The sequence below is a fragment of the Pseudomonas sp. IT-347P genome, assembly GCF_949768005.1.
In the GTDB taxonomy this organism is placed as follows: domain Bacteria; phylum Pseudomonadota; class Gammaproteobacteria; order Pseudomonadales; family Pseudomonadaceae; genus Aquipseudomonas.
Window position 1 is genome coordinate 288,745 of sequence record NZ_CATKPQ010000058.1, and the last position, 22,021, is coordinate 310,765.

Annotated in this window: 23 protein-coding genes; 15 read left to right on the plus strand and 8 right to left on the minus strand. The window is 59.2% G+C overall.

What is annotated here, in order from left to right; genetic code table 11:
• Positions 1-60: 60 nt before the first annotated feature.
• Both gluQRS and dksA read right to left on the minus strand, forming a co-directional pair.
• A complete protein-coding gene (gluQRS, locus tag ACM6IV_RS25590; RefSeq protein ID WP_414872152.1) occupies positions 61-957 on the minus strand; it encodes a tRNA glutamyl-Q(34) synthetase GluQRS in 897 nt (298 codons plus the stop codon).
• 204 nt (positions 958-1,161) lie between these two features.
• Positions 1,162-1,605 (minus strand): RNA polymerase-binding protein DksA, encoded by a 444-nt coding sequence (gene dksA / locus ACM6IV_RS25595; protein ID WP_064118688.1) that lies wholly within the window; start codon positions 1,603-1,605, stop codon positions 1,162-1,164.
• Between the two features lie 334 nt (positions 1,606-1,939).
• On the opposite strand from dksA, the gene ACM6IV_RS25600 reads away from it, so the two are divergent.
• Both ACM6IV_RS25600 and sfsA read left to right on the plus strand, forming a co-directional pair.
• Positions 1,940-3,112, plus strand: a complete 1,173-nt coding sequence (locus ACM6IV_RS25600; RefSeq protein WP_414872153.1) for a pyridoxal phosphate-dependent aminotransferase — start codon at positions 1,940-1,942, stop codon at positions 3,110-3,112.
• Entirely contained in the window at positions 3,112-3,825 is a 714-nt protein-coding gene (gene sfsA / locus ACM6IV_RS25605) for a DNA/RNA nuclease SfsA (protein WP_414872154.1), read from the plus strand. Before ACM6IV_RS25600 ends, sfsA begins: the two co-directional genes overlap by 1 nt.
• On the opposite strand, the gene ACM6IV_RS25610 is transcribed toward sfsA, so the two are convergent.
• Entirely contained in the window at positions 3,822-4,139 is a 318-nt protein-coding gene (locus ACM6IV_RS25610) for a Rieske (2Fe-2S) protein (protein ID WP_414872155.1), read from the minus strand. The genes sfsA and ACM6IV_RS25610 overlap by 4 nt on opposite strands.
• Before the next feature lie 164 nt (positions 4,140-4,303).
• Here ACM6IV_RS25610 and ACM6IV_RS25615 point away from each other — a divergent pair, with 164 nt between their 5' ends.
• Genes ACM6IV_RS25615 through ACM6IV_RS25630 form a run of 4 tightly spaced genes read left to right on the plus strand, consistent with a single transcriptional unit; the run spans position 4,304 to position 7,850 of the window.
• Positions 4,304-5,176: a heme/hemin ABC transporter substrate-binding protein gene (locus ACM6IV_RS25615; RefSeq protein WP_414872156.1), complete on the plus strand. Its 873-nt coding sequence runs from the start codon at positions 4,304-4,306 to the stop codon at positions 5,174-5,176.
• Positions 5,173-6,210 (plus strand): FecCD family ABC transporter permease, encoded by a 1,038-nt coding sequence (locus tag ACM6IV_RS25620; RefSeq protein WP_414872157.1) that lies wholly within the window; start codon positions 5,173-5,175, stop codon positions 6,208-6,210. Before ACM6IV_RS25615 ends, ACM6IV_RS25620 begins: the two co-directional genes overlap by 4 nt.
• On the plus strand, positions 6,210-6,977 hold the full coding sequence (locus tag ACM6IV_RS25625) for a heme ABC transporter ATP-binding protein (RefSeq protein ID WP_414872158.1): 768 nt from the start codon (positions 6,210-6,212) through the stop codon (positions 6,975-6,977). The genes ACM6IV_RS25620 and ACM6IV_RS25625 overlap by 1 nt, the downstream gene beginning before the upstream one ends.
• Before the next feature lie 21 nt (positions 6,978-6,998).
• Positions 6,999-7,850, plus strand: a complete 852-nt coding sequence (locus ACM6IV_RS25630) for a ChaN family lipoprotein (RefSeq protein ID WP_414872159.1) — start codon at positions 6,999-7,001, stop codon at positions 7,848-7,850.
• A 227-nt stretch (positions 7,851-8,077) separates the two neighbouring features.
• Here the strand turns inward: ACM6IV_RS25630 and ACM6IV_RS25635 are convergent, their stop codons facing one another.
• From ACM6IV_RS25635 to ACM6IV_RS25650, 4 genes are all read right to left on the minus strand, one after another.
• Positions 8,078-8,878, minus strand: coding sequence for a Crp/Fnr family transcriptional regulator (locus ACM6IV_RS25635; RefSeq protein ID WP_414872160.1), 801 nt, complete (start codon positions 8,876-8,878; stop codon positions 8,078-8,080).
• A 16-nt stretch (positions 8,879-8,894) separates the two neighbouring features.
• A complete protein-coding gene (locus ACM6IV_RS25640) occupies positions 8,895-9,167 on the minus strand; it encodes a TfoX/Sxy family protein (protein WP_003228231.1) in 273 nt (90 codons plus the stop codon).
• A 285-nt stretch (positions 9,168-9,452) separates the two neighbouring features.
• Positions 9,453-9,797 (minus strand): pentapeptide repeat-containing protein, encoded by a 345-nt coding sequence (locus tag ACM6IV_RS25645; protein WP_007909940.1) that lies wholly within the window; start codon positions 9,795-9,797, stop codon positions 9,453-9,455.
• Positions 9,798-9,887: 90 nt separating this feature from the next.
• Positions 9,888-11,444, minus strand: coding sequence for an AAA family ATPase (locus ACM6IV_RS25650; RefSeq protein ID WP_414872161.1), 1,557 nt, complete (start codon positions 11,442-11,444; stop codon positions 9,888-9,890).
• Positions 11,445-11,562: 118 nt separating this feature from the next.
• Between ACM6IV_RS25650 and mrcB the strand changes: the two genes are divergently transcribed.
• The 3 genes from mrcB to ACM6IV_RS25665 are packed head-to-tail and all read left to right on the plus strand — an operon-like array spanning position 11,563 to position 14,988.
• Positions 11,563-13,887, plus strand: a complete 2,325-nt coding sequence (gene mrcB, locus ACM6IV_RS25655) for a penicillin-binding protein 1B (RefSeq protein ID WP_414872162.1) — start codon at positions 11,563-11,565, stop codon at positions 13,885-13,887.
• A gap of 16 nt (positions 13,888-13,903) precedes the next feature.
• Positions 13,904-14,653, plus strand: a complete 750-nt coding sequence (locus ACM6IV_RS25660; RefSeq protein WP_414872163.1) for a hypothetical protein — start codon at positions 13,904-13,906, stop codon at positions 14,651-14,653.
• Positions 14,653-14,988 (plus strand): YqcC family protein, encoded by a 336-nt coding sequence (locus ACM6IV_RS25665; protein WP_414872164.1) that lies wholly within the window; start codon positions 14,653-14,655, stop codon positions 14,986-14,988. Before ACM6IV_RS25660 ends, ACM6IV_RS25665 begins: the two co-directional genes overlap by 1 nt.
• 70 nt (positions 14,989-15,058) lie before the next feature.
• Here ACM6IV_RS25665 and ACM6IV_RS25670 read toward each other — a convergent pair whose 3' ends face one another.
• A complete protein-coding gene (locus ACM6IV_RS25670) occupies positions 15,059-15,475 on the minus strand; it encodes a DUF4124 domain-containing protein (RefSeq protein ID WP_414872165.1) in 417 nt (138 codons plus the stop codon).
• A 398-nt stretch (positions 15,476-15,873) separates the two neighbouring features.
• Between ACM6IV_RS25670 and ACM6IV_RS25675 the strand changes: the two genes are divergently transcribed.
• The 6 genes from ACM6IV_RS25675 (at position 15,874) to msrQ (ending at position 21,863) form a co-directional block, all read left to right on the plus strand.
• Positions 15,874-17,598, plus strand: a complete 1,725-nt coding sequence (locus tag ACM6IV_RS25675) for an acetolactate synthase 3 large subunit (protein ID WP_414872166.1) — start codon at positions 15,874-15,876, stop codon at positions 17,596-17,598.
• A 2-nt stretch (positions 17,599-17,600) separates the two neighbouring features.
• The gene (gene ilvN / locus ACM6IV_RS25680; RefSeq protein ID WP_003176102.1) at positions 17,601-18,092 is read left to right on the plus strand and encodes an acetolactate synthase small subunit; all 492 of its coding nucleotides are present in this window, start codon (positions 17,601-17,603) and stop codon (positions 18,090-18,092) included.
• Between the two features lie 48 nt (positions 18,093-18,140).
• Complete coding sequence (gene ilvC / locus ACM6IV_RS25685) at positions 18,141-19,157, plus strand: ketol-acid reductoisomerase (RefSeq protein ID WP_003228216.1); 1,017 nt, start codon at positions 18,141-18,143, stop codon at positions 19,155-19,157.
• Positions 19,158-19,305: 148 nt separating this feature from the next.
• Entirely contained in the window at positions 19,306-20,163 is an 858-nt protein-coding gene (pssA, locus tag ACM6IV_RS25690; protein WP_016983477.1) for a CDP-diacylglycerol--serine O-phosphatidyltransferase, read from the plus strand.
• Between the two features lie 63 nt (positions 20,164-20,226).
• On the plus strand, positions 20,227-21,240 hold the full coding sequence (gene msrP, locus ACM6IV_RS25695; RefSeq protein WP_414872167.1) for a protein-methionine-sulfoxide reductase catalytic subunit MsrP: 1,014 nt from the start codon (positions 20,227-20,229) through the stop codon (positions 21,238-21,240).
• Complete coding sequence (gene msrQ / locus ACM6IV_RS25700) at positions 21,240-21,863, plus strand: protein-methionine-sulfoxide reductase heme-binding subunit MsrQ (RefSeq protein ID WP_414872168.1); 624 nt, start codon at positions 21,240-21,242, stop codon at positions 21,861-21,863. The genes msrP and msrQ overlap by 1 nt, the downstream gene beginning before the upstream one ends.
• Positions 21,864-22,021 lie beyond the last annotated feature (158 nt).

Consider the following 22,021-nt stretch of genomic DNA (forward strand, 5'->3'; position numbering starts at 1 on the left):
ATGCGCGTGCCCGAAAACGTGCGGCGATGGTAACGGATGGGCGCGCGACTGCAAGTGTCGTCATAGCAGTTGCGCTTCGGGCAGGGTCAGTGTGCGCGGGATCTTTGTCGCATCCCAGTGCGCGCAGCCCCACGCCAGCAACTCTTGCGGCGAGGCGTGAGCCAGTTCGGCGTCGGGATTCTGCCCCAGTGCGCGCAGGGCTCGCAGTAACAACGGCGTGGCTTGATCGGCTTGCAGCGGCGGCGAGCGGTAGGATTTGCCGAGCTTGTTGCCATCTGGCTGGATGATCAGCGGCAGGTGCAGGTAACGCGGCTGGCGCAGGCCGAGCAGTTCTTGCAAATAGAGTTGGCGCGGGGTCGAGTCGAGCAGGTCGGCACCGCGCACAATGTCGGTAATGCCTTGCCATGCATCGTCGAGCACCACGGCCAGTTGATAAGCGTAGAGACCGTCGCGGCGACGGATCACGAAATCGCCGACGTCGCGGCCCAGATGCTGGCGGTATTCGCCCTGCACGCGGTCGATGAAGTGGTATTCCAGCTCCGGCACACGCAGGCGGATCGCCGCGCCTTGCTGATCGTGACCGGCATTGCGGCAAAGGCCCGGATAAATGCCGTTGTACGCTTCGAGTTGTTTGCGCGAGCAGGTGCAGGCGTAGGCCAAGCCGTGATTGAACAGGCTGTTAAGGACGTCAGCGTAGGCGTCGTGGCGATCGCTCTGGCGCACCATGTCGCCGTCCCATTCGAAGCCATAACTTTCCAGCGCTTTGAGGATCGCCGCTTGCGCACCGGGCTCTTCACGGGGCGGATCGAGGTCTTCCATGCGCACCAGCCAGCGACCGCCGACCGAACGGGCGTCGAGGTAGGAGGCGAGGGCGGCCACCAGCGAACCGAAGTGCAGGTGACCACTGGGGGTGGGGGCGAAGCGGCCGATGTAGGCGGGGGATGTTTTGGCAATCATGGGAGCAATATAACTTTTCAGGTTTCGCGCACATTACCTTTGTGGGAGGGGGCTTGCTCCCGAATGCGCTTGATTAGTCAACATCTCTGTTTATGACACACCGCATTCGGGAGCAAGCCCCCTCCCACAAAGGCAGAGAAGACAGGCAAAAGGCAGAAACAAAAACGGAGCGTTCGCACGCTCCGTTTTTCGTTCAGGTCGAAATTACTTGCCGACCTGCTTTTCCTTGATTTCCGCCAGGGTCTTGCAGTCGATGCACAGGTCCGCCGTCGGACGGGCCTCGAGGCGCTTGACGCCGATCTCGATGCCGCAGGACTCGCACCAGCCGTATTCTTCGTCCTGAATCAGCTCCAGCGTCTTGTCGATCTTCTTGATCAACTTGCGCTCGCGGTCGCGGGCGCGCAGCTCGAGGGCGAATTCTTCTTCCTGGCTGGCACGGTCAGCCGGGTCAGGGAAGTTGGCCGCTTCGTCTTTCATGTGATCAACAGTACGGTCGACTTCCTGCATCAAGTCCTGCTTCCACTTGTTCAGGATCTTGGTGAAGTGCGCTCGCATCGGGGCGCCCATGTACTCTTCACCGGCCTTCGGAACGTAAGGTTCGAAACCGCTGATCGTCGTTTGCTGCTGTTGCTTTGCTTGGGTGGGCATGAAATGGACCGCCTCTACTCTTGTAATCCATTGCGCAGGATTGCTCCATCACCGACACCTGCCGGCCCTGCGGCTGCAAGCGGGCGAACTTACCAGATCAATTCGGCCTGCGCTACTCCCGGATGTCGAGGCCCCGGCGGGTGGCGCTTGCAAATGTTTGGCAAGCCGTGTCTGGCGGTGCTGAAGACCTGTTCAATCACTGATTTTAGTCAATCCTGGAGCGTACGCTCATATCGTTACAGTCCAGCGTTCTTGAGGCTGTGACCGCTGCGGGTTCTCGCTCGTTCCGGCAGATGGGTAGAATCGTCTCTTTTTCCCTGCCGAAGGAACACCAATGGCTCAGCCCTACAGTGCGCGCAGTCGTGCGATTGAACCGTTCCATGTGATGGCGCTGCTGGCGCGGGCCAATGAGTTACAGGCTGAAGGTCATGACGTGATCCACCTGGAGATCGGCGAGCCGGACTTCACCACGGCCGAACCGATCATCCGCGCGGGGCAGGCAGCGCTGGCGGCGGGCAAGACCCGTTACACCGCCGCACGCGGCATTCCCGAGCTGCGCGAAGCGATTTCCGGGTTTTATCAATCGCGGTATGGCTTGAACATCGATCCGCGACGGATTTTGATCACGCCAGGTGGCTCCGGTGCGCTGTTGCTGGCCAGTGCGTTGCTGGTTGATCCAGGTAAACACTGGTTGCTCGCGGACCCGGGTTATCCGTGCAACCGGCACTTCCTGCGCTTGGTCGAAGGGGCGGCGCAGTTGGTCCCGGTCGGTCCGGACGTGCGCTACCAACTGACCCCGGATCTGGTTGAGCGCCATTGGGATCACGACAGCGTCGGTGCACTGGTTGCTTCGCCGGCCAACCCGACCGGCACGATCCTGACCCGCGACGAACTGGCCGGGTTATCCACAGCCATCAAAGCGAAACACGGGCATCTGGTGGTGGACGAGATCTACCACGGTCTGACTTACGGCACCGATGCGGCGAGCGTGCTGGAAGTCGATGACAGCGCTTTCGTGCTGAACAGTTTCTCCAAGTATTTCGGCATGACCGGCTGGCGTCTGGGTTGGCTGGTAGCGCCGGATGCGGCGGTCAGCGAGCTGGAAAAACTGGCGCAGAACCTCTACATCAGTGCACCGAGCATGGCCCAGTACGCGGCATTGGCCTGTTTCGAACCGGACACCATCACGATTCTTGAAGAGCGCCGCGCCGAATTCGGCCGGCGCCGTGATTTCCTTTTGCCTGCGTTGCGCGAGTTGGGCTTCAACATCGCCGTTGAGCCTGAAGGCGCCTTCTATCTCTACGCTGATATCAGCCAGTTCGGCGGCGATGCCTTCGCATTCTGCCGATATTTCCTCGAAACCGAGCACGTTGCCTTCACCCCGGGTCTGGATTTCGGTCGTTATCAAGCCAGTCATCATGTGCGTTTCGCCTACACACAAAACCTCCCTCGCTTACAGGAAGCGGTGGAGCGAATCGCTCGTGGCTTGAAGAGCTGGCAAGGCTGATGCGTTTTTATCCCGAACTTGAAGAAGCGCGTCTGATCCGTCGTTACAAGCGTTTTCTCGCCGATATCGAAACCGTTAGCGGCGAGTTATTGACCATTCACTGTCCGAACACCGGTTCTATGCTCAATTGCCAGGTTGAAGGCGGGCAGGTCTGGTTCAGTCGCTCCACCGATCCGAAACGCAAATTGCCCGGCACTTGGGAAATCGGCGAAACCCCGCAAGGCCGGTTGTTCTGCGTGAATACGGCGCGGGCCAATGGCTTGGTCGAAGAGGCTTTGCAGGCCGGCGTTATCAGCGAGTTGAACGGCTTTACCGCGCTGAAGCGCGAAGTGGCGTATGGGCAGGAAAAGAGCCGTATCGATTTTCGGCTCGAGTATCCGAGTGGTCCGGCGTATGTAGAGGTGAAAAGCGTCACTCTGGGTTTCGATGGCACTGCGGTCGCGGCGTTTCCCGATGCGGTTACTCAGCGCGGCGCCAAGCATTTGCGTGAATTGGCGCACCTCGCGCGGGACGGGATTCGGGCGGTGCAGTTGTATTGCGTCAATCTGACCGGGATTGAAGCGGTGCGGCCGGCGAAGGAAATCGATTCGGCCTATGCCGATGCGCTTCTCGAAGCAGTCGCTTGCGGTGTTGAGGTTCTGGCATATGGCGTGCGGCTGGACCATCAAGAGATGGTCATCGACCGGCGTCTCGACGTGTTGCTCAACGGTTAAACATCGATCCACAGGCCTTGGGCGTCTTCCCGGCAAGGAATGGCGGTCAGTGATTGTCCGGCGCAGGGGCCGGCGACGCATTCACCGTCCTCGATCAGAAACAGTGCGCCGTGGGTGGCGCACTGGATCAGGCTGTTGCTCGGGTCGAGAAACTGGTCGGAGTGCCATTCCAGCCCGACGCCACGGTGCGGGCAACGATTGAGATAGACGAATGCCTGTCCGTTGCGACGTACGGCGAACAGCTTTTTCCCATTGACTTCAAACCCACGGCTGGTGGCTTCGGCGAGTTCCGCGCCCGGGCAGAGAAACTTCATGGCTATCCTCTAATGTCCGCTCGTGTCTGGATATGTCCGAGCTTGACGTTTAAATGCAAACAATTATCAAATGGCGGCCTTCGCCCGCAGGCGGCTGGCAGCTGTCGAGGATACTTGGCCTGCCATCCTGATGCCCGGGAAAACCTTAATCAAGGAAGCTGTGTATGCGCCTGAGTACCCGCGTTGCTGTGCTGTGTGTCGGGCTTTTGCTCAGCCACCAGGCCGCAGCGGCTGAGTTGCCGCAACGTTGGGTCAGTGCTGGCGGTGCACTGACGGAGTGGGTGAGTGCGCTGGGTGGCGAGTCGAAACTGGTCGGCGTCGACACCACCAGCCAGCACCCGGAATCGTTGAAGGCGCTGCCGAGCATTGGTTATCAGCGCAGTCTGTCCGCTGAAGGCATTCTCAGTCTGCGCCCGGATATCCTGATCGGCACCGAAGAAATGGGCCCGCCTCCGGTTCTGTCTCAGGTCAAGGCAGCAAAGGTGCAGGTGGAATTGTTTTCGGCGCAGCCGGATCTGCCGACGCTGGAGAAAAACGTCACACATCTGGGCCAATTGCTTGGCGCCGAACCACAGGCTGCGCAGTTGCTTCAGAGTTATCAACAGCAACTCGATGCGCAAAAAGCACGGGTGGTTCAAGTGCAGAGCAAACAAAAAGCGCCGGGCGTGTTGCTGCTGCTCGGGCATGCGGGCGGCAAACCGTTGATTGCCGGCAAGGACACCGCCGCCGACTGGCTGCTGCAACAGGCTGGTGGGCATAACCTGGCGACCCATACCGGTTACAAGCCTTTTTCCGTCGAATCCCTCGCCAGCCTCGACCCCGAAGTGCTGGTGTTCGCCGACCGTGCGCTGACCGGTGACGCGGCGAAAGCGGCGCTGTTCAAGGAAAACCCTATTCTCAATTCAAGCCGCGCAGCCAAAGCCGGGCGGGTGCTGGAGCTGGACCCGACCTTGCTGGTCGGCGGTCTCGGGCCACGTTTGCCAGCGGCGCTGAAAAGCCTAACTGACGGTTTCTACCCGGCCAAGAGCGGCCAATGACCATATCGGTAAAGCCCCGTGGCTTGTTCATCGGTCTGACGCTCCTGTGTTTAGTGGCGATCTGGCTGTCATTGGCGCTGGGGCCGGTCAGCCTGCCGCTGGTCGATACGTTGCGTGCAGCGCTGCGCATGCTCGGCGTGCCGCTGGCGCCGGACGGTCTGGAGCAGGCTGAGCTGATCCTTGGGCAGATTCGTTTGCCGCGAACCTTGCTTGGGTTGGCGGTTGGCGGTGTGCTGGCGTTATCGGGTGTGGCGATGCAAGGGCTGTTTCGCAATCCACTGGCGGATCCGGGATTGGTCGGCGTCTCCAGCGGCGCGGCCCTGGGCGCTGCGATCGCAATCGTCGGCGGCTCATTCTTTGGCGGTTTGCCGGAGTGGTTCGCACCGTATCTGCTGTCGGTCTGCGCGTTTCTTGGCGGACTTGGCGTGACGGCACTGGTGTATCGACTTGGCCGGCGTAATGGCCAGACCAATGTCGCGACGATGTTGCTGGCGGGCATCGCGCTGACGGCGCTGGCCAGTTCGGCGGTCGGCCTGTTCACTTACCTGGCGGATGACGCAACGCTGCGCACGCTGACCTTCTGGAACCTTGGCAGCCTCAATGGCGCCAGTTACGCGCGGTTGTGGCCATTGCTGATCATCAGCGCCGGTGTCGCGTTGTGGCTGCCGCGTCGGGCCAAGGCGCTGAACGCCTTGCTGCTCGGGGAATCCGAGGCCGGGCATCTGGGGATTGATGTCGAACGGCTCAAGCGTGAACTGGTGTTCTGCACGGCGCTGGGTGTTGGCGCGGCAGTGGCGGCCGCCGGAATGATCGGTTTTGTCGGGCTGGTGGTGCCGCATCTCGTGCGTTTGCTGGCCGGGCCGGATCATAAGGTGTTGTTACCGGCATCGGTGCTGGCGGGAGCGAGCCTGTTGCTACTGGCTGATCTGGTCGCGCGTTTGGCGCTGGCGCCGGCGGAGTTGCCGATTGGTATTGTTACCGCGTTTATCGGCGCGCCGTTCTTCCTTTATTTACTGTTGCGAGGGCGTGCCTGATGTTGCGTGCGCAAAATCTGCACGTCCATCGCGGTCGCAAGGCTGTGCTCAGTGATGTCACGTTGCAGCTCGAACCGGGTGAAGTGCTCGGCGTACTTGGGCCGAACGGTGCTGGCAAAAGTACTTTGCTCAGTGCCTTGTGCGGTGAGCTGGCAGCGAGTGCGGGTGGGGTTTGCCTCGACGGGCAGGCGTTGAGTCATTGGACGGGGCCGCAGCGCGCGCAACGACTGGCGGTGTTGCCTCAAGTGTCGACGCTGGATTTTGCCTTTCGCGTCGAAGAAGTGGTCGGCATGGGCCGATTGCCTTGGCAGAGCGGGCGGCTGCGGGATGACGAAATCGTCGCGCAGGCATTGGCGGCGGCGGATGCCGGGCACTTGAGCGGTCGCAGCTATCTGGCGCTGTCCGGGGGCGAGCGACAGCGTGTGCATCTGGCGCGGGTGTTGGCGCAACTCTGGCCGGGATTGGCCGGGCAAACGTTGCTGCTGGATGAACCGACGTCGATGCTTGATCCGCTGCATCAACACACCACGCTGCAGGCTGTGCGCGAGTTTGCCGATCGCGGCGCGGCGGTGTTGGTGATCCTGCATGATCTGAATCTGGCGGCACGTTATTGTGATCGCATTCTGCTGCTGGAAGGCGGCCGCCCGGTGGCGCTGGATACACCGCCGCAGGTTTTGCGAGCGGACACGCTCCAGGCCGTATTCGGTCTCGAAGTGTTGGTGCAGCCGCACCCGGAGCGTGGGCATCCGCTGATCATCGCCCGCTGATTTTCTCGTTGAGGTGATGGCATGCGTGGCTTGTGGCTGTTGGCGGTGATGTGGCTTGCGGGGTGTCAGCACGTGGTTGCGCCACCGCCGATCAATGGCGAGATTCGCGATCTGCGCAGCGGTCAGGTGCTGACGGCGCAGCAGTTGCTGACGCGTCTCGCCGAGCCTGAGCGGCTGATCATCGGCGAGCAGCATGACAACGCCGATCATCATGCCGCGCAATTGTGGCTGTTGCGCTCGCTTGGTGAGCAGCGGCCGCAGGGCAGTCTGCTCCTGGAAATGCTCACGCCGGACCAGCAGCCTCGCGTTGATCAAGTGCGTCAAGCAACAACGCCACCTGCTGACCTGCCCGGTGCATTGGCCTGGGGGGACGGCTGGGACTGGAATCTCTATGGGCCGATTGTCCGCTTCGCGCTGACTCAGCCATATCCGCTGCTGGCGGCCAATCTCGATAGCCTTGAAATCTGCACCTTCTATCGCGATCCCCCTGTGTTGAAGGGCAAACGCAGCAATGCGCAATCGGTGAAAACCGTCTTGCTGGAGCAGATCAGCGACTCCCACTGTGGCCTGCTGCCCGAATCACAGATGCCGGCGATGCTTGCCGTTCAGCAACAACGCGACCGGCGTATGGCTGAGCGTCTGCTGGCGGCTCCCACACCTTCACTTTTGCTGGCCGGTGCGTGGCATGCGCGCAAGGATGTTGGCGTGCCGTTGCACTTGCTGGACTTGGGCGCTGCTCAGGCCCCCACAGTGTTGATGCTGGCAGAGCAGGGAGCCGAAGTGAGCGCAGCGATGGCCGATTACGTTTGGTACACGCCCGCCACGCCAAAGCAGGATTATTGCGAGCAGATGCGCAAACAGTTCGGTCAATGACTTTTCCACAGGCAAAAAAAGACCCGGTAAAAACCGGGTCAAATAACCGTGATTAGCCTGATGAGGAGATAATCTGAGAGTCCGAACCAAGGGCTTTTCAGAATATCGACTGATCTCGCGACCAGCTGTGATAATCATAGCGATTCTCATTACCGAGTCAACAACTGATTTCCCGTTTCTGTGAATTCGTCTGGAAAATGGCCGGTACGCCCCGTAAACAAAGGCTTTCAGATCTGCTCTTCAGCCGGCTTCATGTGCGTGATCTGCCGATTCAACTGGCCGATCCGCCGCGCCATGCTCTCGATCAGGCTGTGGGCGATCTTTGGGTTAGTGCAGGTCATGGTCAAAAATTGATCACCGGGAACCAGCATCACCGTGCTCGGTTCTCTGGCTATCACCGTGGCATTGCGCGGCTCGCCGGTAAACACGGCCATGGCACCGAAGATCTCGTCCCTGGCCACGTCGCCAACCTTCTGCCCGTCGACAAACGCCTCGGCATGCCCGGCGATGATCACGAACACGTGATCAGCCGCATCCCCCTGCTTGATCAGCGTTTCACCCGCCTCGACCCGTTTGAAGCCATTGGTGCTACGAAACTCGCGTGGCTTCAGTTCCGCGACGGCGTGAGCGAGGATCGCCATTTGCCCCAGCAGATATTCCAGAAACTGGTCAGCCCGACGTGCGTCGGCATACAAGTGCTGGAAAACCTCCTGACGCCGATAGGGTGTCAACAGCAACGCTCCGTCGCTGCACAAACGGCAATCGGCCCAGTCCTTACCCCGCTGAAGGCCGATCAAGTCGCCATCCTGCCAATAAAACAACGGACGGGCGCCGATACAGCCGTTGATCAGGCCTTCATTCAGCAGGAAAAGCTGGTCGGCGGGTAACTGCGTCAGCAAATCATCTGATGCCTGCAGTTCCAGCGCCGGTCCGCAAGGCGCCAAATCGCGCAGCCACAGCGCGGGCAAGCTCTGCAACCGGTTGATCAAGGCATCGGCCCAAGCCGATTGTTCCCCCAGTAAATACATAACGGTCTATGCCCGTTCAATTCTTGTGGCGCGAGGAAATGGCTTCAAGCTGCTTGTTCAGGGCGTCCTTGCGTTCGGCGGGGATGTCGTTCCAGTGCACATCCATCAACGCGCCTTCGATCGCATACAACAACACCTTCGATGCGCGAAACCCGCGGGTACGCACGGCCCGGTAGGCGTCCACCGCGCCCAGTCGACGCAAGTCCGAGGCGCTGTGGATGCCCACGGCATGCAGCCATTGCGCCGACGTCTTGCCAAGATTCTTCAGGTGTTGCAGTTCATCATTCATCAAGCCTCCTTGCGACGGCCGAATGGTGCGTGGGCGAGCTTCTCAGGAGTGTAGCCATCAGTAGGAAAAGCGTGGTTGTTTGGTCGGATTCAACGCAAACGCTTCTAAGAAAGGGCGCGCGAAAGCTCTGCGAACGCAGAAAGAAGGAAAAAACACATATCAATGTAGGAGTGAGCCTGCTCGCGATAGCGGACTGGCAGGCACACATGTGTTGAATGTTAGACCGCTATCGCGAGCAGGCTCACTCCTACAGGGTGGGCGTCGTGTGAGAGGGGGAGGCGACTATCAGCGGGTGCGATAGCGCAGGCGCGTACCGAAATTCATCGACATCAGAATCTCGTCAGCACTCAGCTCTGGCGGGAAGTACGCCCCGGAAATCTGCGCATGAGCCAGGCTCGCGCCTTCCAGCGACGCGTTGCGGAAATCGATGCCGCGCAAATCGGCAGAGCGGAAGTAGGCGTCCCGGAAATCCACGCCATCGGCGTTCAGTTCGCGCAAGTCAAGGCCGCGAAAATCGCCACCGACCATGTCGATCGGGCCGTCCTGCGGGCGCTCTTTGTTGAAACCTGTGATGTCGTCTTTGTGCAGCAAGGCATACAGCGGGGTGTCGAGAAGTTTCGGCTGGCTCATGTCATATCACCGTTGGTTTTATGACGCCAGTATAGTGCCACTATTTGACGGCCGTGAAGCAAGCGAGAGCTTCACGGCCGAAATAGTTTCTTACAGGCCTGGCAGGCGCTGACGGATCTGCGCGACCACGGTGTCCAGCGTGCCGGATTCATTGGTCTGCACACGTTTGCTGCGCAGGATTTCTTCCGGCGTCAGTGCTTCACGATTGGCTTGCTGCGCTTCGATCACGGCCAGGGTGGCGTCGGACGGATCCTTTTGGTCGGCCTGACGGATCGCCAGCCAGCTCTCGATCACCGCTTGCGGTGCGTTGCAGTCGAGGATCAGGAATGGCGTGCCGGTGGCTTCGGCGATCTTCGCTGCATTGTCGCGTTGTTCGCGTTTGAGGTAAGTCGCGTCGATGACCACCGGGAAACCGGCGTGCAGGATTACTTCAGCGATTTCATGCAGACGCGCGTAGGTCGCGGCGCTGGCATCGGCACTATAAATGCCGGCCTGCACGTCGTTGGCGACGGTTTGCTCGCCGAACAGGCGTTTGCGTTCAACGTCGGAGCGCAGACGGATGGCGCCCAGCGCTTCGACCAGACGCATGGCCACGTGGCTCTTGCCGACAGCGGAAACACCGTGGGTGATGGCCATGAAGCGCGAAGGAATGGTGCTATAGCTTTCCGCCAGGTTGGCGTAGTTGCGGTACTGGCGCAGGGTGGTGGCGCGTTGCACCGGGGTCGCGTCCGCCGGCATGCTGAACAGGGCAACCTTGGCGCGCACCAGGGCGCGGTAGGCTTTATAGAAGTTGAGCACTTCCAGGCCTTGATAATCGCCGGTCAGTTCCAGGTACTGGCTGATGAAACGGCGCGCCAGGGACTTCAGGCCACGGTCTTCCAGGTCCATCGCGAGGAAACCGGTGTCGGCCCAGACGTCAGTGAAACGGAACGGTTCGTTGAATTCGATGCAGTCGAAGATCACCACGTTGCCGTCGATGACGGTGGCGTTGCCCAGGTGGATATCGCCGTGGCATTCACGGGTGAAGCCGTCGGCCTTGCGCTGGGCGAACAGCGGTTTGAGGCGTTCGAAGCTGCTTTCGGCCCAGGCTTTCAGTGCCTCGAGTTGCAGCAGATCGTTTTTGTCGCTGAGGAACGGCAGGATCTGTTCGAAGTTTTGCGAGACCGGCGCCATCACGCTTTCCGGGGTGCCGGCATCGTGTTCGGCCGGGACTTTTGGCGCGGTAAGGTGGAAACGCGCGATTTGCTCGGCCATTTCGTCGATGTGCTGAGTCGTCAGTTCGCCGTTGGCTTGCAAGGTGCTGAGCAAACCGCTTTGCGGGAATTGACGCATTTTCAGCACGTATTCGATGGCCGGGCCGTCGCCGCCCAGTTGCGGCGCTTCGATGCTGCCGGTGACTGGCAACACTTCCAGATACAAATCATCGGTCAGACGCTGGTTCAAACGCAGCTCTTCAGCGCAGAAATGCGCGCGTGAATCGAGGCCAGTGAAGTCGAGGAAGCCGAAATTGACCGGCTTCTTCACTTTATAAGCGAAGGGACCGGTGAGGATCACCCACGAGATATGGGTTTCGATGACCTGAAACCCTTCGACAGGGTGCGGGTAGAGGGCCGGGTTTTGCAGGGCAGCGATCAGTGACTGGCTCACGGGCGATCCTTCAGAGACTGGGGGAAATTCGAGGTCGCCATTATGGCCGCTCGCCAGCCCGACGCAAACCTCGGAGCGCTCCTGTTGAGGATGAATAAAGTGCGTATAATCCGCCGCCATGACTCGAACTCGATCCCCCCGTACCAAGAAAAAACCACCCTCCAAGGGCCTCAGCCCATGGTTGAGCTGGGCCATTAAACTCAGTCTGGTCGGCCTTGTCGTGCTGGCCGGCTTCGCCGTTTACCTCGATGCCGTGGTGCAGGAGAAGTTCTCCGGTAAGCGCTGGACCATCCCGGCCAAGGTCTACGCGCGGCCGCTCGAGCTGTTCGTCGGACAAAAGCTCAGCAAGGACGATTTCCTTACCGAACTCGATGCCCTCGGTTATCGTCGTGAAGCCGTGAGCAATGGCCCCGGTGCCGCAGCGGTCAGTGGCAATACAGTCGATCTGAATACCCGTGGCTTCCAGTTCTATGAAGGCCTGGAGAAACCGCAGCCCGTGCGCGTGCGTTTCTCCGGCGATTATGTAGCTGAGCTGTCGGCGACCAACGGTTCGAAGTTGTCCGTGGTGCGCCTTGAACCGCTGCTGATCGGCGGTATTTATCCGAAGAACCTCGAAGACCGCATTCTGATCAAACTCGATCAGGTGCCGCCGTACCTGCTCGAAACCCTGATCGCTGTTGAAGACCGCGATTTCTACAGTCACTGGGGCGTGTCGCCGAAGTCGATTGCCCGCGCTGTCTGGGTCAACACCTCGGGCGGCAAGATGACGCAGGGCGGCAGTACGCTGACTCAGCAGTTGGTGAAAAACTTCTACCTGACCAATGAACGCAGCCTGACCCGCAAGCTCACCGAAGCGATGATGGCGATGCTGCTGGAACTGCATTACGACAAAAAGGAAATCCTTGAGGCCTACCTCAATGAAGTCTTTGTCGGCCAGGACGGTCAGCGTGCGGTGCACGGTTTCGGTCTGGCCAGTCAGTTCTTCTTCGGCCAGCCATTGTCCGAGCTGAAATTGCATCAGGTGGCGATGCTGGTCGGCATGGTCAAGGGGCCGTCCTACTACAACCCGCGTCGCAACCCGGAGCGCGCACTTGAGCGTCGCAATCTGGTACTCGACGTGCTTGCGCAGCAGGGCGTGGCGACGGCCGAACAGGTTGAAGCGGCGAAGAAAATGCCACTGGGTGTGACCACGCGCGGCAAGCTCGCCGACAGCTCGTTCCCGGGCTTTATCGATCTGGTCAAACGTCAGTTGCGTGAAGACTATCGCGACGAAGACTTGACCGAAGAAGGCCTGCGCATCTTCACCAGTTTCGACCCGATCCTGCAGATGAAAGCCGAGGCCTCGGTGAACGACACCTTCAAACGTCTGGCCGGGCGCAAAGGCTCCGATGACGTGGAAGCGGCGATGGTCGTGACCAACCCGGAAACCGGCGAAGTCCAGGCGATGATCGGCAGCCGTCAGGCCAGTTATGCCGGGTTCAACCGTGCGCTGGATGCCGTACGACCGATCGGCTCGTTGATCAAGCCGGCGGTTTATCTGACTGCGCTGGAGAGACCGAGCCAGTACACCCTGACCAGTTGGCTGTCGGACGACCCGTTGTCGGTCAAAGGCGCGAACGGTCAGGTGTGGAAACCGCAGAACTATGATCGCCGCTCCCACGGCACGGTGTTCCTCTATCAGGGCCTGGCGCATTCCTACAACCTGTCGACCTCGCGTCTGGGTCTGGAAGTCGGCGTGCCGAATGTACTCAAGACGTTGGGTCGTCTGGGCGTGACGCGCGAATTCCCGGCATTCCCGTCGATGCTGCTCGGTGCCGGTGGCATGACGCCGATCGAAGTGGCGACCATGTACCAGACGCTGGCCAACGGTGGTTTCAACACGCCGATGCGCGGCATTCGCAGTGTGCTGACCGCCGAGGGCGAGCCGCTCAAACGTTATCCATTCCAGATCGAACAGCGTTTCGATCCGGCGTCCATTTATCTGATCCAGAACGCCATGCAACGGGTGATGCGTGAAGGTACCGGCAGCTCGGTTTATAACGTATTGCCCAAGACTCTGACGCTGGCGGGCAAGACCGGTACCAGTAACGATTCCCGTGACAGCTGGTTCGCCGGTTTCAGTCAGGATCTGCTGGCAGTGGTGTGGCTGGGTCGCGATGACAACGGCAAGACGCCGTTCACCGGGGCCACCGGTGCGTTGCAGGTCTGGACCAGTTTCATGCGCAAGGCCGATCCGCTACCGCTGGACATGCCGCAGCCGGACAACGTCGTACAGGCCTGGGTTGATTCGCGTACCGGGCAGGGCTCCGATGCCAACTGCCCGGGAGCGGTGCAGATGCCGTATATTCGCGGCAGCGAACCGCCACCCGGCGCCGCGTGTGCGGGCGAAACGCCTGCTTCGCCGGAGTCGGTGATGGATTGGGTCAAGGGCTGGATGAATTAAGCAAAGAGGGTTTCAAGTGAACAAGTGGTTGATTCCAGCGGTGACCGCCGTGGCTTTGCTCAGCGGCTGCTCTACCGTACAGCGTGGTTCGATTCCGGTGGTTGATTCCGGTACTGCGGTGTCCAACAGTGAGCGTATGTCGGCCAATGGCGGCTTCCGTCAAACGACGGTCAAGCGTCCTGCGCAGGGCCAGACTCAGGCGATCCCGCAAGGTGACACTGGCGTGGTGGTGATGGTACCGGGTGGCGGCGCGACGACTTCGGCACCGATCAGCTCTGCGCCAATCGTGCCGGGTCCGGCCTCCGGTGGTATCACTCCGGGTCCATACAACCCATCGGCGGTTGAGTCGGCACCGATCAACTCCGGCAGCTACAGCATGCCGTCGACGCCGAGCGGCATTCCTTCGGCCAGCAGTGGCGGCGGTCTGTCGGCCGACGAGCAGCTGGACGGTCCGGTACTCGCACTGCTGACCACCGCGCAACAGCAGCAGGCCGGGGGCGACCTCAACGGTGCGTCGTCCAGCCTGGAGCGCGCGCAGCGTGTTGCGCCGCGTGAACCGCAAGTGCTTTATCGTCTGGCACAGGTGCGCATGGCTCAAGGTGATGCGCCACAAGCCGAGCAGTTCGCCCGTCGGGCGCTGACCATGGCCAACGGCCGTCCGGATCTGCAAGCCAGCTTGTGGGAAATCATCGCTCAGTCTCGTGAGAAACAAGGCGATGCCGCCGGCGCTGCTCAGGCCCGTCAGAAGGCCAAGGTTTCGCTGTGATGGATGCTCGTTTCCCGAAAATCGCCGATCAGTTGCTGCTGATCGAGCGTGAGCTGCGTACGCAGGGCTGGTGGGACGAAGTTTCGCCTTCGGCCGAAGCGTTGAGTAGTGTCGAGCCGTTTTCGGTCGACACGCTGGACTTCGAACAGTGGCTGCAATGGATCTTCCTGCCGCGCATGAAGATGATCCTCGAACAGGATCTGCCGTTGCCGAATGCCTCGGGCATTCAGGAAATGGCAGAAATGGTCTTCGCCCAGCGCAATCTGGGTGGCAAGGATCGTCAGCTTCAGGTGCTGCTCAAAGAGTTTGACCTGCTGCTCACCGCCTCGCGCTGATCCCGTCCTTTCGGGTTGACACAGTGCCGGTGTAGGCACTGCCGCAGGCTGCGGCAGCGCCTACCGGTGGCTATTCGCAGTTTTGCGTAATCTGCTTCTGCGCTTCTACGATACGTTCCTGCCGCTGCGCATCATCCAGCCTGCGCAACCGTCCTTCTACCTCTTCTCTCAAGCGCGGATTGTTTTGCAACTGTGCCAGGTTCGTCCGTGCCTGCTCGCAAAACTGTTTGAGTTGCGCCTGTTGGTCGGCCACCTGCTTCTTCACCTTGTCGTCGATAGACTTCTGGTCACCGAGTACGCCGCTGCCCGGCATGGCTGCAGGTTTCGCCGGGGGCGAGGAGGGCGTTTGCAACGTCGTCGATGGCTGGCCTGGCGGTGGCTGCGCATCGAAGTGCGTGACACCCTGAGCATCGACCCATTTGTAGATTTGAGCGGCCGTGCACCACGGACTGAGGCCGATCAGCAGAGTAAGGAGGAGCGTTCGCATGCTGATTCCTTGGCAAAATTGCGCAATTGACACTAACAGAGTAGCGGTTTTCAGGTTTTTTCTTGCGTTCTCATGTGCTTACCCACAATTAACCACATAGACGGCTTGACTTGGAGATGGCGAAACAGAAGAATCCAAAGTCCGCTGTAGAGGGACTGCCAGAAGCAGACCCACTCGGTAGATCATGAGGCGCACATCCGCGCCGACCTGTTACACCCGCAACGCGTTACCTCGCGCTGGGTGGGAAAGGCCCGCAACACTTGGGACGATCCCAATACTTGCTCAGTCAGTGCTGACGTAGTCGGCGACCACCGTCGCTCATGCTCTGCCGAGAAGTAAACCTATTAAGACCCGCCCCTTTTTGTGGACGGTATTCTGGCGTTTTAGAGGTGAACAACGTGGAGCTTTTATCTGGCGGTGAGATGCTCGTCCGCTTTTTGCGTGACGAAGGCGTCAAATATATCTACGGGTACCCGGGTGGTGCTCTCCTGCATGTTTACGATGCCCTGTTCAAAGAACCGGAAGTGACTCACATTCTGGTTCGCCACGAGCAAGCGGCAACCCATATGGCTGACGGTTATGCCCGTGCCACCGGTAAAGCCGGCGTGGTATTGGTGACGTCCGGTCCTGGCGCCACAAACGCCATCACCGGTATCGCGACCGCCTATATGGACTCGATTCCAATGGTGATCATTTCCGGTCAGGTGCCAAGCACCATGGTCGGTACCGACGCGTTTCAGGAAACCGACATGATCGGTATCTCCCGGCCGATCGTGAAGCACAGCTTCATGATCAAGCATGCCTCGGAAATCCCGGAAGTCATGAAGAAGGCGTTCTACCTGGCGCAATCCGGTCGTCCGGGCCCGGTCGTAGTCGATATCCCGAAAGACATGACCAACCCGGCCGAGAAGTTCGAATACATCTTCCCGAAGAAAGCCAAGCTGCGTTCCTACAGCCCCGCCGTTCGCGGTCACTCCGGGCAAATCCGCAAGGCAGCAGAAATGCTCCTGGCGGCCAAGCGCCCGGTGTTGTACTCCGGCGGCGGTGTCATCCTCGGCAACGGTTCCGCACCGCTGACCGAACTGGCGAAAATGCTCAACTTGCCGGTGACCAACACGCTGATGGGCCTGGGTGGTTTTCCGGGTACTGATCGTCAGTTCATCGGCATGCTCGGCATGCACGGCAGCTACACCGCCAACCTGGCGATGCACCACGCTGACGTGATCCTGGCGGTCGGCGCGCGCTTCGACGATCGCGTGATCAACGGCGCGGCGAAGTTCTGCCCGAATGCCAAGATCATCCACATCGACATCGACCCTGCTTCGATTTCCAAGACCATCAAGGCCGACGTGCCAATCGTGGGTCCGGTCGAGAGCGTCCTGACCGAAATGGTCGCGATCCTCAAGGAAATCGGCGAGACCCCGAACAAGGAGTCCGTGGCCAGTTGGTGGAAGCAGGTTGATGAGTGGCGCGGTGATCGCGGCCTGTTCCCTTATGAAAAGGGCGACGGCAGCCTGATCAAACCACAGACCGTGATCGAAACCCTCTGCGAAGTGACCAAGGGCGATGCCTTCATCACTTCCGACGTGGGCCAGCACCAGATGTTCGCGGCGCAGTACTACACGTTCAACAAGCCGAATCGCTGGATCAACTCCGGCGGTCTGGGCACCATGGGTTTCGGTTTCCCGGCGGCCATGGGCATCAAGTTGAGCTTCCCCGATGACGACGTTGCCTGCGTCACCGGTGAAGGCAGTATCCAGATGAACATCCAGGAGCTGTCGACCTGCCTGCAATATGGCTTACCAGTGAAAATCGTCATCCTGAACAACGGTGTTCTGGGGATGGTTCGTCAGTGGCAGGACATGAGCTACGGCAGCCGTCACTCGCACTCCTACATGGAATCGTTGCCTGACTTCGTCAAGTTGGCTGAAGCCTACGGCCACGTTGGCGTACGCATCACCGAATCGAAAGATTTGAAGTCGAAGATGGCAGAAGCGTTCGCCATGAAGGATCGCCTGGTCGTGATCGATATTTCGGTCGACACCAGCGAGCACGTCTATCCGATGCAGATCAAAGACGGCTCGATGCGCGACATGTGGCTGAGCAAGACGGAGCGTACTTAATCATGCGGCACATTATTTCCTTGCTTCTGGAAAACGAACCCGGCGCTTTGTCTCGCGTAGTCGGCCTGTTCTCGCAGCGCAACTACAACATCGAAAGCCTGACCGTGGCTCCGACTGAAGACCCGACTTTGTCGCGTCTGACGCTGACCACGGTTGGCCACGATGAAGTCATCGAGCAGATCACCAAAAACCTGAACAAGCTGATCGAAGTGGTCAAGCTGGTGGACCTGTCGGAAAGCGCTCACATCGAACGCGAACTGATGCTGGTCAAGGTCAAGGCCACTGGCGCCCAGCGCGCCGAGATCAAACGCACCACCGATATTTACCGTGGACAGATCGTCGACGTCAGTGCCAGCGTGTATACCGTTCAATTGACCGGTACCAGCGACAAGCTCGACAGCTTCATTCAGTCCATCGGCACCGCATCGATTCTGGAAACCGTCCGTAGCGGCGTGACCGGTATTGCCCGCGGCGACAAAGTACTCAGCATCTAAACCAAATTAGCGAATGGCCTGAACGGCCTGGATATAAAGGGGAAATTCATGAAAGTTTTCTACGATAAAGACTGCGACCTGTCGATCATCCAGGGCAAGAAAGTTGCCATCATCGGTTACGGTTCCCAGGGCCACGCCCAGGCGTGCAACCTGAAAGACTCCGGTGTCGACGTTACCGTTGGTCTGCGTAAAGGTTCGGCTACCGTTGCCAAAGCTGAAGCTCACGGCCTGAAAGTGACCGACGTTGCTTCTGCTGTTGCAGCTGCCGACCTGGTCATGATCCTGACCCCGGACGAGTTCCAGTCCTCCCTGTACAAAAACGAAATCGAGCCGAACATCAAGAAAGGCGCCACCCTGGCCTTCTCCCACGGCTTCGCGATCCACTACAACCAGGTCGTTCCGCGTGCCGACCTCGACGTAATCATGATCGCGCCGAAAGCTCCGGGTCACACCGTACGTTCCGAGTTCGTGAAAGGCGGCGGTATCCCTGACCTGATCGCGATCTACCAGGACGCCTCGGGCAATGCCAAAAACGTTGCACTGTCCTACGCTGCTGGCGTGGGTGGCGGTCGTACCGGCATCATCGAAACCACTTTCAAGGACGAGACCGAAACCGACCTGTTCGGCGAACAAGCCGTACTGTGCGGCGGTACCGTTGAACTGGTAAAAGCCGGTTTCGAAACCCTGGTTGAAGCTGGCTACGCGCCGGAAATGGCCTACTTCGAGTGTCTGCACGAACTGAAACTGATCGTTGACCTCATGTACGAAGGCGGTATCGCCAACATGAACTACTCGATCTCCAACAACGCTGAGTACGGCGAGTACGTGACTGGCCCGGAAGTGATCAACGCCGAGTCCCGTCAGGCCATGCGCAACGCCCTGAAACGTATTCAGGACGGCGAATACGCCAAAATGTTCATCAGCGAAGGCGCAACCGGCTACCCTTCGATGACCGCCAAGCGTCGTAACAACGCCGCTCACGGTATCGAAATCATCGGCGAGCAACTGCGCTCCATGATGCCGTGGATCGGTGCCAACAAGATCGTCGACAAAGCTAAAAACTAAGTCGTCGTCCCTTGTACGAAAAACGCGGCCTCGGCCGCGTTTTTTCGTTTGAGGCGGTGGTTCTGGTATAAAGCTGCATCGTTTGTGGCCGAACTGTCGTCCTCAAGCACCTGTCGAATTTTCTCCAAACCGTTGCAAGGTAATGTCCATGAGCGAACGTCCCGAAGAGCCGAACAAGGCTTCTGACGCCGAAAGCCTGCTGCCCATCGATGAACACATCGAAGAAGGGCACGACGCAGAAGGTCGTAAAGTCCGGCATCGTGGTATCTATCTGCTGCCGAATCTGTTCACCACTGCGAACTTGTTCGCAGGGTTTTACTCCATCATCAACTCCATGAGCGCCCAGGCTGCTCTAAGCGCTGGCGACTCGGCCAATGCGAGCAAGTATTTCGCGTTCGCCGCGATCGCGATTTTTGTCGCCATGGTGCTCGACGGCCTCGACGGTCGTGTCGCACGCATGACCAATACGCAGAGTGCCTTCGGCGCCGAGTACGACTCACTGTCGGACATGGTCGCGTTCGGTGTTGCTCCGGCGCTGCTGGCGTTCGGTTGGGCGTTGGGCGACATGGGCAAGGTTGGCTGGATGGTCGCCTTCATCTATGTAGCGGGCGCGGCGTTGCGTCTGGCGCGTTTCAACACGCAGGTCGGTACGGCGGACAAGCGCTATTTCATCGGTCTGGCCAGTCCGGCAGCGGCCGGTGTGGTAGCGGGGATTGTCTGGGCGTTCAGCGATTACGGAATTCAGGGTTCGAAGATGTCGTTCCTGGTCGCGTTGATGGTGGCAGCCGCCGGCATGCTGATGGTCAGCAATATCAAGTACAACAGCTTTAAAGAGCTGGATCTGAAAGGGCGCGTACCGTTCGTGGCGATTCTTGCCGTGGTGCTGGTGTTTGCTGTGGTGTTCAGCGATCCACCGCGCATTCTGCTGCTGGTGTTCCTCGCTTACGCGGCTTCCGGTCCGGTTCAGTACCTGTTGCATCTTCGTCGCCACAAAAAAGCCGAGTGATGTAATTTCCCGCATACTCCGCAGTCTATGGGTGCATCTGTCCTCCAAAGCTGCGGAGTTGCCATGTTGATCAAAGTCCCCAAAGCGTCCGACTGCCACGAGTCGGATGTCACGCCTGAAGCCATTTATCTTTCTCGCCGCCAATTGCTGGGGGCCACTGCTGCCGGTATCGCCGTCAGCAGCCTGCCGCGCTGGGCCAATGCCGACGATGCGGCGCGGTATGCCGATGCCGAGCCGGGCAAGGCGCCTGCCTGGTTTGCCGAGAAGCTGCCTTCCACGAAGTGGGGAGCGGTCAACGTCAAGGATGAGGCGATCACGCCTTATAAAGACGCCACTCACTACAACAACTTCTATGAGTTCGGTACCGACAAGGGCGACCCGGCGGCGAATGCCGGTTCGCTGAAAACCGAACCGTGGAGCGTGGTGGTCGATGGGGAGGTGGGTAAACCGGGGCGTTATGCGCTGGAAGACTTCATGAAGCCTTACCAGTTGGAAGAGCGTATCTATCGTTTGCGCTGTGTCGAGGCGTGGTCAATGGTCATTCCGTGGATCGGCTTTCCAATCTCGGCGCTGCTCAAGCAGGTAGAGCCAACGTCCAATGCCAAATACATCCGGTTTGAAACCTTGCAGGATCCCAAGAGTATGCCCGGTCAGCGCTCTGGTTTCGCTCTGATCGATTGGCCTTACGTAGAAGGTTTGCGTCTGGATGAGGCAATGAATCCTTTGGCGATTCTGGCGGTGGGCATGTATGGCCGCGAATTGCCGAATCAGAATGGCGCGCCGCTGCGTCTGGTAGTGCCGTGGAAGTATGGCTTCAAGAGCGTCAAATCCATCGTGCGTATCAGTCTGGTCAGCGAGCAGCCGAAGACCACTTGGCAAAGCATCGCCGCAGATGAGTATGGCTTTTACGCGAACGTGAACCCGACAGTCGATCACCCGCGCTGGACCCAGGCGCGGGAGCGGCGATTGCCGAACAGTCTGTTCAAGCCAAATGTGCGCGACACGCAAATGTTCAACGGCTACTCGGATGAAGTTGCTTCTTTATATACAGGGCTCGATCTGCGGAAGAACTACTGATGCGATTCCCGTTGTGGCGTATAGGCGTTTTCATTGCGGCAGCAGTCTGGCCGATGCTGTGGTTGTATCAGGCGCTCGGGGATTTGCTTGGGCCTGATCCAGGCAAAGTGTTGGTAGACCGGCTGGGGCTGGGGACGTTGGTGCTGTTGTTGATCACATTGAGCATGACACCGATGCAGAAGCTCACCGGTTGGGCGGGGTGGATTGCGGTTCGCCGGCAGTTGGGGCTTTGGTGTTTTGCCTATGTGGTATTGCACCTGTGCAGCTATATGGCGTTTATTCTGGGGTTCGATTGGTCGCAGCTGACGGTCGAGTTGCGCAAGCGACCTTACATAATAGTAGGGGCGCTGGGCTTTCTAGGATTGTTGGCGTTGGCGGTGACGTCCAATCGCTACAGTCAGCGTCGTTTAGGCGTGCGTTGGAAGAAGCTGCATCGCTTGGTCTACGTGATTCTTAGCCTGGGTTTGTTGCATATGCTGTGGATCGTGCGCGCTGATCTTGAGGAGTGGGCGATCTATGCCTTTATAGGTGCGGTGCTCCTGCTACTGCGTATTCCGCCGGTGATGCGCCGAATCCCGCGTTTGTTGGCTAAAAAGCAGGTTATGCAAGAAAAGCGAAATTAACGGTTGACGGCAGATTCAGGATGTCTATAATTCGCCCCACTTCCGGCGCAGTCGAAACGGAAAACTCCTTGAGATTCAATGAGTTACGTAGGTTTCGATAGCAGGTTGCTTCAGTTCATCGAAGCCAGCAGGAAGTTGAAAAAGAGGTGTTGACAGCT